Origin of the sequence: Dyadobacter sp. CY345, assembly GCF_021502725.1 — a bacterium.
Classification (GTDB): domain Bacteria; phylum Bacteroidota; class Bacteroidia; order Cytophagales; family Spirosomataceae; genus Dyadobacter.
In genome coordinates, this window is sequence record NZ_JAKFFS010000005.1 from 562016 (window position 1) to 573709 (window position 11694).

The window sequence follows — 11694 nt, forward strand, 5'->3', positions numbered from 1 at the left end:
ACAATTATGCCTGGGATCATATAAATTATCTCGCTAGATTAGAATTATCTCGATTTTATTTTTCCTTAGTAATCGAAATTATTTTACATATTGATCACCTATATCGTTGACTAACAAAATGTTCGATAAAACAGAGGATTTTTCATGATAAAAATCAGTCTTTCACTAAAAACTCAGGAAACATTTTTTTCTTACCTTTAAAAAAACCAACATGAGCCTCGAAAGTCATCGGGCGAAAAGGACCCGCCTTAGATAAATTGTCGAATTACAATGAAACAAAAAATAATTTACATGGCTGATGACGATGAGGATGATCGTCTTTTTCTTTCTGATGCTATTCGTAAACTCAACCAGGAAATAAAAATTGTTGAAGCTTCCGATGGAGATGACTTGTTGCATCTGATCGAAACTGAAAATACAAAAGATGCTAATATTCTGATCTTGCTGGATATGAATATGCCTCGGGTAACTGGTCTGGAAGCACTTCAAACAATTCGTGCAAACGAAAAAATCAAACATATTCCGGCAGTAATGATTTCAACATCGTCCGATAAACAGCTTATTCAAAAAGCGTATGAGACCGGCATCAATGCCTATATCAAAAAGCCCAATAACTTCGATGGTTTTATGAAGATTGCGGAAGCACTACAAACTTGTTTTCTCGATTTTGAACAGAGTGTCAAGTAGTCCCGCCACTTACAAATTTGTTCTGTTTTCTATAATTTATAACTATTTGCTGACGCTAAATCGAATAAGCAAGCCTCCTTGATTATCATTGAATGTCAATATTTGTGTTGATAAACTTCAAAATTTACTATTTTTGAATTACGGCTATATTTACTAAGCCTACCAAACTCAGCACTTATCATCGACGATTCTAAGAAAATTATTCATGAACGGCAACATTAAGCCATTTAGTACAGACAACGTTAAAGAAACTTCGCGGTTACAGTTGGCTCTCCGCTCGGCAGGCATTGGGACCTGGCAATTTGATTTCTTAACCGACTCATTTCTGTGGTGTGACCAAAGTAAATTACTATACCATTTTCAAGGACAAACGGAGGATATAGTTTCGTTTGAAAAAGTCATAGGTTTGGTTTATTTCGAAGATCAAAACCGTTTCAGGGAAGCATTTCACGCTCCTTTTAAAGTTGACGATGACAACGCTCACGAAATTGAGTTTCGGGTTACCAGCATTATTGAGGGACAAACTCGCTGGTTATTGTCGAAAGGACAGATTTATTTCGATGACAATGGAAATCCGGAAAAGATTATCGGTACTGTTCAAAACATTACCCGTGAAATTCTTGATCGGAAGATTCCATTGGAAACAGATAACGCTGAGGAAACAGCAGAATGTGGGGACCAGGCCTTGATATTGGCAACAGAAGTAGAAAAACGAGTAAATGCGACGCAAGTACTGCGGGCAAGCGAAGAAAAATTTCGTTCCCTGGTTGAGGAAGCCCCTGTTGCAACTTGCCTTTTTGTAGGAACAGATCATAAGATCGAGGTAGCTAATAGTAAAATGCTTGGCTACTGGGGAAAGGACAAATCCATTCTTTCTAAACCTGTTATTGAAGCAATTCCAGAAATTAAGGGGCAGCCTTTTGAGGACTTGCTGGATGAGGTTTATAACACCGGGATAACTTATGAAGCTAAAAGTGCACCCGCGGATCTGGTAGTAAACGGGGTTTTAGACACTTACTATTTTGATTATACCTACAAACCTTTGCGCAATTCCCAAGGTGAGGTTTATGCTATAATGAACATGGCGCATGATGTTACTCGGGAAGTGCATGCAAAGCGCTCTCTTGAAGCAAGTGAGGAAAAATTGCGTTCAGTTTTTGCAAATGCTTCGGCTGCGATGGGTCTTTTTGTAGGACGTGATCTTCACATCCAGTTAGCTAATCAGGCTTTTATAGAAATCATTGGCAAAGGACCGGACATTATAGGTAAAGCGTTAAATGATGTTATTCCTGAACTGCACGACCAGGCATCAATCCGGATACTTGGGGAAGTATTTGATACGGGCAAGCCGCGGCAAAGGTTCGAGTCGCAGGTAAATTTGCTTCGCGACGGTGTAATGACCAGCAATTATTACAACATTACCTATACTCCGCTTTTTGATAGTGAGGGGAAAGTTTACGCCATTCTTGATATCGGTATAGACGTCACAGAAACTGTTCTGGCCAGACAAAAGCTCGAAGAAAGTGAGCTTTTTGCGAGGAATATTATCTATAATTCACCGGTTGCCAAAATGGTCTTTATCGGGAACGATATGGTGATTAGGACGGTCAATGAAAATATGCTGGAAATGCTCGGCAAGACTGATTCTATTATCGGAAAACCGTTTATGGAAGCAGTTCCGGAACTGTTGGAAACACAGCTTATGGATCGGCTTCGGGAAGTGCTTCGTACCGGAATTTCATATAATCAGCCAGAGGAAAAAATCGATCTTTTACACAATGGTGTGCCTTATTCCGGTTATTACAATTATAATTACAAAGCATTACAAAATACTGCCGGAGAAAATTATGGTGTGCTAGTAACAGCTATCGAAGTTACCGCGCAGGTGCTTGTTAGACAAAAGATTGAGGAAGCTGAACAGGTTCTAAGGGATGCCGTAGAACTGGCGGAACTAGCAACATGGAGCATAAATCCGGAAACGGGAGATATCGGATATGGCGAAAGAATGAAAGAATGGGTCGGAGTTATGGAAGATTTCAGAAATTTCGACGACGGGATCGATTTCATTCCGGATAAAGATCGCGAACGCATTCGTTTAGCATTGCAGGAAGCATTGAAACCTGAGGGCGGCGGTATTTATGAGGAAGAGCACATGATTGAAAATATTGAGTCCGGCAAGAAACGATATATCCATTCCAGGGCGAAAACATTTTTTGATAAAGACAATAAACCATATAAACTGATTGGTATAGCACAGGACATTACTGAACAACGGGAAATTCAGGATACCCTTGAACAGCTTGTGCAGCAACGAACCGAAGAGCTCGAAACCATGAACGAAGAGCTGGCTGCGATTAATGAGGAATATATGGCAACCAATGAAGATCTGGCGCAGTCGAATCACTTACTTATTCAATCGAACCAGAGTCTGCAGCAATTTGCTTATGTGGCGTCACATGATTTGCAGGAGCCGCTCAGAAAAATTCAGTCTTTTGGAAATCTGCTTATTAACCGTTATTCTGAACCGTTAGGTGATGGGGCCAACCTGATATTGCGAATGCAAACCGCAGCCGTCCGTATGTCGGGGTTGATTGAAGATCTTCTCGCTTTTTCGAGAATCTCAAATCAGCCGGATGTTAGCAAATCAATATCACTTTCAAGTGTTCTTCAAAATGTATTATCCGATCTGGAAATCAAAATTCAGGAAACGGAAGCTGTAATAACGGTCGAAAAACTTCCTTCGATCATGGGTGACGATTCGCAGCTCGGCCAACTTTTCCAAAACCTTTTATCCAATGCTTTGAAATTCAGCCAAAAAGATAAAGCTCCGATCATTACTGTAAATTGTAAAACAATCAGTTCCAGTGAACTGCCGCTATCCGTAAATCCCGCACAGGTTTCTCCGACGTACTATCAGATTGACGTGGCAGATAATGGTATTGGATTTGAACAAAAATATTCGGAGCGGATCTTTCAATTATTTCAGAGGCTTCATGGACGAAGCGAATTCGAAGGCACTGGCATCGGACTCTCGATTTGCGAACGTGTTGCGTCCAACCATGGCGGAGCAATTTCTGCTGTAAGCGAACCAGGCAAAGGATCTACATTCAGCATTTTTTTCCCATTTAGTTAAGGCATAATATTTATAGACGCACCAGGTAAAAAGCTTGACAATAAGCAAACTTTTATCAGGTGCATTTAAATTTATATATTATGACTAATCAAAAAAAATCAAAAATTATTGAATTAAGTGAGGAGTTCACTGTTCCGGTCGAAACATTATACCAGGCCTGGACCGAGGCTGAGCATCTCAAAAAATGGTGGAACCCGATGAGCGATTCTCTCGAAGCGGTCACAAACGAGTTAAATGAAGGTGGTGTTGTGTCTTACGAGTTTAAAAGCGGGGAGTATCATGTCAAGGGAAATTACGAAGAAGTAAAACCGAATGAAAAACTGGTTTACACCTGGAACTGGGAATTTAAAGGTGATATACCCGCAGAATCCTACAAGCTGACCATCAATTTCGAAACTACTGAAAATGGAAGTATCCTCCATGTCAGACAAGAAGAGCTGGAAGATGATGACATTATCAACTCGCACCAGGACGCCTGGAAGAAGGCTCTTGAAAGCTTAAAATCACATCTTGAAGGATCGGACAAAAACACCAACGATTCTGTTAAGAGTGATGAAGGCATGAGCGACCGGTCAGGCGGATATAACGAACTTCCAGAACAGGCAAAGGTGGGTGGAGGTTGATTTCGATAGGAAGACAATCGTTTATTTAATTTTTATAAGTAATTTCATGCCTTTCAATATAAAAATTATATGAACAGATTATTCCAAACCAAACAACATCAATTCTTCCGACGGATTTTATTGTCGGCTGTAACACTCTTATTAGCCGTTTGCTCAATCAACGCGAACGCAAAACCTCTTGCTTCGCCTTTGGAAGGCAGATGGGATATCACTGTGGATGTAGCGGGTAAGCCGTCACCTTCCTGGCTGGAAGTCAGGCATTCAGGCAATCATACATTGATCGGCCAATTTGTTTCATTTTCTGGCAGTGCCCGTCCAATTTCAGAAGTTCATTTCAAAGACTCGAAATTCAATTTTTCGATTCCTCCACAGTGGGAAAAAGGAGACAAGGATCTTTCTTTGGAAGGCACTTTACAAGGAGAAAAAATAAGTGGCTCGCTTACAACTCCTGAGGGAAAAACGTATACTTGGACAGGCGTTCGTGCTCCTTCCCTTAAAAGAACAACGCCTCCTGTTTGGGGAAAAGCTATAAAATTGACGGATGGAAATGCGATCAAAGGATGGCATGCAGTTGGCACGAATCAGTGGGTATCGGAAAATGGTGTGCTGAAAAGTGACAAGTCGGGTGCGAATTTGATTACTGATGAAAAATTCAGCGACTTTAAACTTCACGTCGAATTCCGTATTCCAAAAGGAAGCAACAGTGGCGTATACTTGCGCGGACGTTATGAAATGCAGGTTACCGATGGCAAAGGACTTGAACCTGCTGTTGATCAGCTAGGTGCCGTTTATGGTTTTATCAGCCCAAGTGAAATGATGGCAAAAGAGCCGGGAGAATGGCAATCTTTTGATATTACATTGATTGGCAGAATGCTGACACTCGTTGTCAATGGCAAAACGGTGATCACAAATCAGGAAATTCCCGGAATTACCGGCGGCGCGCTCGACAGTAACGAAGGCGAACCTGGTCCGTTGTATATCCAGGGAGATCATGGCCCGGTTGAATACAGAAACATAATTATTACTCCGGCGAAATAATTAATTCGAATTGAAATGGGGCCGTTATCTTTATCCAAGGTAACGGCCTTTTTCTTGATTACGTTTCGGTTAAAGATCTCTTTCTTACTAATAAATCCTAGTTTAAACTTTTGACATATCGATCATGATCCAGCATTCCGTAATTTTTAAACTAAAACATCCAAAGGGTTCGGCCGAAGAAACTTTATTCTTGAATGCCGCAAAAGCATTGGTTTCGATACCCGGCGTCCGGAATTTTAATTGTTTAAAGCAGGTCAGTCCGAAAAATAAATTTGAGTATGGCTTGACAATGGAATTTTCGGATCAGGCTGCGTATGACGCATATTCCCGTCATGAAAAACATGAGGCCTTTATTCAGGACTTTTGGGTGAAAGATGTAGAAGATTTTTTGGAAATAGATTACGAGCAATTATAGAAATATGTCCCAGAATACTGGCAAATACATCATCATCGCAGGACTCGTTCTGGTGATTTTCGGAGCAGCAGTTTATTTGTTAGGCGATAAACTTAACTGGCTAGGTAAATTGCCGGGGGATATTCGGGTCGAAAAAGACAACTTTAAATTTTTCTTCCCTATCACCACTATGATTATTGTCAGTGTGGTGATTAATCTGATTATCGTAATAATTCGAAAAATTCTTGGGTAACCAAATTAAGTAATTTCTATTTTACGGGAACAAAACCTTTCACCCGGTTGCTTATCAATTTCTTTGCATTCCGCATGAGTTTTGTCTTCGATTTTGTTCGGAAAGGATCAGTATTAACTCTTTTAAATAATGCGCGTCTACTAATTTTTTGTAATGCACAATTGAAAAAATATGTTTTTTTGTAAATTGAATCGGGTTCAAGATTGCAAATTACGGAGCTGTATATATTGCCACTGAGATCATGATACTCAAATCCGGTAAAGCCATTGATGTCCGGTCCCGAAAAAACAAATTCCTCACCCTGAATCATAGAACCTGCCGTCTGAATTTCACTCCATGTTTTCTTATATAAAAAACTAAATCCTCCGTCAATTGCCGGAGCAGGGCCGATATTTTTGACCTTGAACAGATTAGGCGAAATAGAATCAATTGTTACGATCGGCATATCTATAAGGACCTCGTGGGTATTTTCTTCGACTTCCCTACTCTTGCTTATTGTATAAAAAACATAAGAAAACACGCCGATTATAAATATCCCTAATGTCCAGAAATAATGAAAATCCATTAGAAAAGCTTTAAAATAATCAAAGCCATAGTTTTCGGAATTACCAAAGCTTAGGAAGGGATTCATAATGGAGAAAGCCAGAAAACTCGTAAGCAGGACTGCAAAAAGAACTGCAACAGGTGAAGAAATTTTCATCGAATTTTCTGATAGAGGATTTTATTCCATAAAGATATATCGAATGATTAGACAGCCGCAAATTAAAATCGAAATAATTAGTGAAAGGAGTCGAGATATTTTAAGATTTCTGTGATTCAAAAGTCCTAGTTGGCTGGTATTCCCTTTCTGAATGCAGCCGGAGTAGAACCGGTTTTACTTTTGAATAAACGGTTAAAATATTGGGGATATTCAAAACCGAGTTTAAATGCAGTCTCATTGATTGTGAGATTCGTAGTGAGTAAGATTTCTTTCGCCTTATCAATCAACAGGTTATGAATATGCTGTTGTGCACTCATACCTGTCAGAGAACGAAGCATATCACTCAAATAATGAGAAGAAACATTTAGTTGCTCAGCTATTTCACTTACTGCCGGGATCCGGCTGACAGATTCCTGCTGAAAAATATCTTTAATCAAAACCTCAAATTTTACTATCAAATCTTCCTCTGAAATGTTTCGGGTAATAAACTGCCGGTTGTAAAACCTGTTCGAATAATTGAGCAATACTTCTAGATGTGAAATAATAACATCCTGACTGAAGCCATCGATGGGCTGTTGATATTCCGTACGAATGTCCAACATGATGCGCTCGATAATCCGTTCTTCCTTTTCAGAAAGATGAAGCGCTTCATTTACATCGTAAGAGAAAAAACCGTAGGCCCCGATACGTCTTGACAGCTCATACTTTCTAATAAAATCAGGGTGTATCAAAATCATCCAGCCTGAAATTTTCGAAAAATCTGCTTCCCGATTTAGAGTGAAAACCTGCTTTGGCAAAGAGAAACCCATGATTCCGTCGCTGAAATCAAAATATTTCTGTCCATAAAACATCACATTGCTGACATTTCTTTTCAGGAATATATTGTAAAAATTCATGATCAGTTTGTCATCAGGAAGATCGGGCATGTTCGGGCTGCATTTTACCTCAATAACGCTGATCAGCGGATGTTCTGGCTTAGGCAAACCGACCATATTATGATATTCTGCCAGAGAATTTAAGATGATCGGACCGGTTGATGATTTCTTCATCATATATTTTTTAAAACAGGAAAGCATATTATAAAGATAAATGCTTTCCTGTTATTGAAATTTGTTTACCTATAAGTTCACCCCGCTCATGGAAGTTTCGTCGTAGCGCTCACCCGCTGTGATACCAGCAGGAACAATAGAATCCAGGTGTGTAAGTTCATCCACTGTGAAAACAATGTCAGCCGCTGCAATATTGTCTTCCAGATATTTCACACGTTTTGTTCCCGGGATAGGCACAGTACCTTTTGCAAGCGTCCAGGCAATCGCCAATTGTGAAGGCGTAATATTTTTCGCTTCCGCAAGTATATTAATTTCTTTCACCAGATCCAGATTCTTATAAAAATTATCTCCCTGAAAACGTGGAATAGACCTTCTGAAATCGTTAGCTGTAAAATCATCAGGGCTTTTAATATCTCCCGTCAAGAAGCCACGGCCCAGCGGCGAGTAAGATACAAAACCCACACCTAGCTCATTAACAGCATCAAACAAGCCATTGATCTCGACAGTTCTTTCAAAAAGCGAATACTCTGTCTGGACTGCGGTGATCGGATGAATCAGATTTGCTTTTCTAAGCGTCTGAGCAGAAACTTCTGACAGTCCGATATATTTTACTTTTCCGGACTGGACAAGCTCAGCCATCGCTACAACCGTGTCTTCAATCGGAGTTTCTGGATCAACGCGATGCAAGTAATAAAGATCGATATAGTCGGTTTTCAAATTTTTCAATGAACGATCAATCGCTTTTTTTACATAGTCGGGCCGGCCATTGATACGCCAGGTAAGCTGTTCATCATCACCAACTTCGTAACCAAACTTTGTTGCAACCAGATATTTATCCCGGTTACCAGCAATTGCTTTGCTGACCAATCGCTCGTTTAACAAAGGGCCGTACAAATCGGCGGTATCCAGAAAATTAACGCCTAATTCCAACGCGCGATGAATGGTTGCGATAGATTCCTTTTCATCAGCTAATCCATAAATATCCTGCCCGGCAATTGTTGTCATACCCATGCAGCCAAGCCCTTCCACCGGAACTTCAAATCCCTGATTCCCTAGTTTCACTTTTTTAATACTGCTCATTTCATTCGTTTGTTTAATGATTTTTTTAACAGCACAAAGATTAAACTTTCAATTTCCGGAAAATTATACAAATCGGTTATAATTGTATACAAACCGGACGGTTATTCTATACTGCAATTATTTTAAACTTAGATTGAAAGCCGAGCTTACAATTTCAATATTCTTGTCAATTCCTTGTAACCTTTGTAACAAATGTGATAGTTTTGCAGCCAATTCATCTCAAAATGAATTAGGTAGAAATGTTACTTATAAGAACTTTGGATATCCGAAGTTCTTATTTCTTCTGCAAATTAGAGTGTTTCACCTAACGACTAACAATACCAGTCGCCTCCTGTACCATTTACTGTATACCAACAGCAGCATTCTTCCGATAACCAGAATAGTAGCCGTTTACTAATCCTCACCAACCGCCAGATCATCAGAAATTTAATATGGTTATTTCCAACTATTCATCAAAATAATTTGATGTTTTATGTATTACATTTACAATAATAAATAGTAAAATATCTTTAAACACCAACTTATGAAAAAACAACTACGGCTTTTACTTACCATCACGATGGTATTGGTTGCTCTTTCTTTTTCATGTACCGATCATGATATTCCTGAAAAAATCGAACTTAAAACTTTACCGATATTTTCAAATCCGAACCAGCTGAAATGTTCAATCGTCTTTGCTCTCAATGTTATAAAATTGGGCGAGCTTCCAGTGAAAGAATACGGTGCAGTTTACAGCGCAAATTTTGATGGACACGCCCTTTTGACAGCTACACCTACCATAGAAAACAATCTTAAAGTTATTTTTGATTTACCTGTGACTGCCGGCTACAAGCAGAAAATTGGGCCGCAGTTATGTACCAATAACATCTATTACAGGGCTTACGCTATACTGATAGACGACTCGATTGTTTATGGCGATATTATTCATTTTCGTGTAGATTAGCCAATTTCAGTTTTAGCTTATTTTCATTCGGAATAGAAAAGGCTGCCCTTCGGTAGCCTTTTCTATTTGCCAGAAATTAAAAAAATAAAACTTCATGTTAGAAGTTTCCTCCGCTTACCTTCCAAAATACCTTTATCCAGAAATTATATCGTTGGAAATTAAATGGCAGCATGTCGCCACACTTAAATTTATTCTCACGTAATATCATATGTGCACAACAAATAATAACAACTAGTTTTTCAATCTATGCATAGAAGCTACTCAATTTTAATCTGACTAAATATGTTAAATTTTAAAAGATTCAGCCAAATTGGGTTTCTCGTCGCAGCAATTTTCGTGACAGGCTGTAAGGATAAAGATGTGAACCCGACAACGACGGAAACTGACAGTTCGGATTACCAGGCAATTAACAGCTGGATATATGAAATGATGAACGATGCATACTTTTGGTATAAAAGTATGCCTGCGGAGAGTAGCCTGGACAGTGAACTGAATCCAAATGATTACTTCGAAAAATTAATTTATCAAAGGATATCAACGGACCGGTTTTCTATGGTAACGGATGATATTGATCAGCTGACGAATGAATTTAACGGTGTTAGTAAAATTTTTGGCATTAATTATACACTTTCTTATACGGACGACACGAATTCAAACATCGCTGCTTTTTTAAGTTACGTCGTAAAAGGAAGCCCTGCCGAAGCGGCTGGTTTGAAGCGTGGAGATATTATTATGAAAGTTGGCGGAACGCAACTGACAGCGAGCAACTACACTGCTTTGTTCGGAAACAGTGAAACTGCAACGTTCACACTCGGCGTCCTGAACGGGACAACTTTAACGGCTGATAATTCGAAAACAGTTACCGTTACGAAAGCGGAAATTAGCGAAGATCCGGTTTTGTTTTCAAGTGTGATCACCAAAAGCGCTTATGGCAAAACGATCGGTTATCTTGTTTATACACAATTTGTTCCCGGCACGACCGCTGAGGTTAGCAAGTATGACAACGAACTTAGACAGGTATTTGCAACTTTTAAAAGTCAGGGTGTCAACGAACTGGTTCTTGATCTCAGGTTCAATCCAGGCGGATATATCAGCTCAGCTGAGACCCTTGCTTCACTTATCGGTAAAAATATATCCAGCTCGAAAATTTTCTATAAAGAGCAATGGAATGATAAGTACATCGCTTACTGGCAAAGCAGATATGGCACAAATGCATTGAATTATAACTTTCAGGACGAAGGAAATAATATTGGTTCAAACCTAAGCCGCGTTTTTGTCCTAACCTCCAATGGCACAGCCTCTGCAAGCGAGCTCGTTATCAATGGATTACGCCCTTATATGGAAGTTGTTACGATCGGAGAACATACCTATGGTAAAAACCTTTTTGGCTCACTGATCGGCGACGACGAAAACCGTTGGAAATGGGGTATGTATGTGATGCTTGGCCAGACAGCCAATGTTAATAATGAATCTGATTACGGGACCGTCGATGGAATGGCGCCAACTTATGAGGTTGAAGATTCTGTGATCCCTTATAAATCTTTCGGAGACGAAAATGAAACGTTATTAAGAAAGGCGCTTGACGTTATGGGAATTCCTGCCCCTACCGGAACCAGACTTGCGGCGACCAAATCAGTGAAATCTTTCATTAGCGAACCGTTTAAAGATAATCTGATCCCTGAGAAAAGAATGATCAAGGATACTCCTTTGACAAAATTATTGAAGTAAACCCTTCCTGCCGATTGAGGTTTGGAGCAGTCAACTTTTTATTCAAAAACAATATTTGAATAAAAA

At 39.5% G+C, this 11694-nt stretch carries 11 protein-coding genes; 8 read left to right on the top strand and 3 right to left on the bottom strand.

The features are described from left to right. Positions 1-270 precede the first annotated feature (270 nt). The 6 genes from L0657_RS22930 to L0657_RS22955 all read left to right on the top strand — a co-directional run bounded on the left by L0657_RS22930 (position 271) and on the right by L0657_RS22955 (position 6128). Entirely contained in the window at positions 271-687 is a 417-nt protein-coding gene (locus L0657_RS22930) for a response regulator (protein ID WP_235153103.1), read from the top strand. A gap of 205 nt (positions 688-892) precedes the next feature. Then, a complete protein-coding gene (locus tag L0657_RS22935; protein ID WP_235153104.1) occupies positions 893-3820 on the top strand; it encodes a PAS domain-containing protein in 2928 nt (975 codons plus the stop codon). Between the two features lie 80 nt (positions 3821-3900). Then, positions 3901-4443, top strand: coding sequence for an SRPBCC domain-containing protein (locus tag L0657_RS22940; RefSeq protein ID WP_235153105.1), 543 nt, complete (start codon positions 3901-3903; stop codon positions 4441-4443). 69 nt (positions 4444-4512) lie between these two features. Beyond that, the gene (locus L0657_RS22945; RefSeq protein ID WP_235153106.1) at positions 4513-5481 is read left to right on the top strand and encodes a DUF1080 domain-containing protein; all 969 of its coding nucleotides are present in this window, start codon (positions 4513-4515) and stop codon (positions 5479-5481) included. A 124-nt stretch (positions 5482-5605) separates the two neighbouring features. Next, positions 5606-5896 (top strand): Dabb family protein, encoded by a 291-nt coding sequence (locus L0657_RS22950; protein WP_235153107.1) that lies wholly within the window; start codon positions 5606-5608, stop codon positions 5894-5896. Positions 5897-5900: 4 nt separating this feature from the next. Then, positions 5901-6128, top strand: coding sequence for a DUF2905 domain-containing protein (locus L0657_RS22955; protein WP_235153108.1), 228 nt, complete (start codon positions 5901-5903; stop codon positions 6126-6128). A gap of 16 nt (positions 6129-6144) precedes the next feature. Here L0657_RS22955 and L0657_RS22960 read toward each other — a convergent pair whose 3' ends face one another. The 3 genes from L0657_RS22960 to L0657_RS22970 form a co-directional block, all read right to left on the bottom strand. Beyond that, positions 6145-6828, bottom strand: a complete 684-nt coding sequence (locus tag L0657_RS22960; protein WP_235153109.1) for a hypothetical protein — start codon at positions 6826-6828, stop codon at positions 6145-6147. A gap of 125 nt (positions 6829-6953) precedes the next feature. After that, entirely contained in the window at positions 6954-7880 is a 927-nt protein-coding gene (locus L0657_RS22965; protein ID WP_235153110.1) for an AraC family transcriptional regulator, read from the bottom strand. 66 nt (positions 7881-7946) lie between these two features. Beyond that, the gene (locus L0657_RS22970) at positions 7947-8957 is read right to left on the bottom strand and encodes an aldo/keto reductase (RefSeq protein ID WP_235153111.1); all 1011 of its coding nucleotides are present in this window, start codon (positions 8955-8957) and stop codon (positions 7947-7949) included. A 523-nt stretch (positions 8958-9480) separates the two neighbouring features. Here L0657_RS22970 and L0657_RS22975 point away from each other — a divergent pair. Beyond that, a complete protein-coding gene (locus L0657_RS22975; protein ID WP_235153112.1) occupies positions 9481-9900 on the top strand; it encodes a hypothetical protein in 420 nt (139 codons plus the stop codon). Positions 9901-10182: 282 nt separating this feature from the next. Further along, positions 10183-11628: a S41 family peptidase gene (locus tag L0657_RS22980; protein ID WP_235153113.1), complete on the top strand. Its 1446-nt coding sequence runs from the start codon at positions 10183-10185 to the stop codon at positions 11626-11628. Positions 11629-11694: the final 66 nt, after the last annotated feature.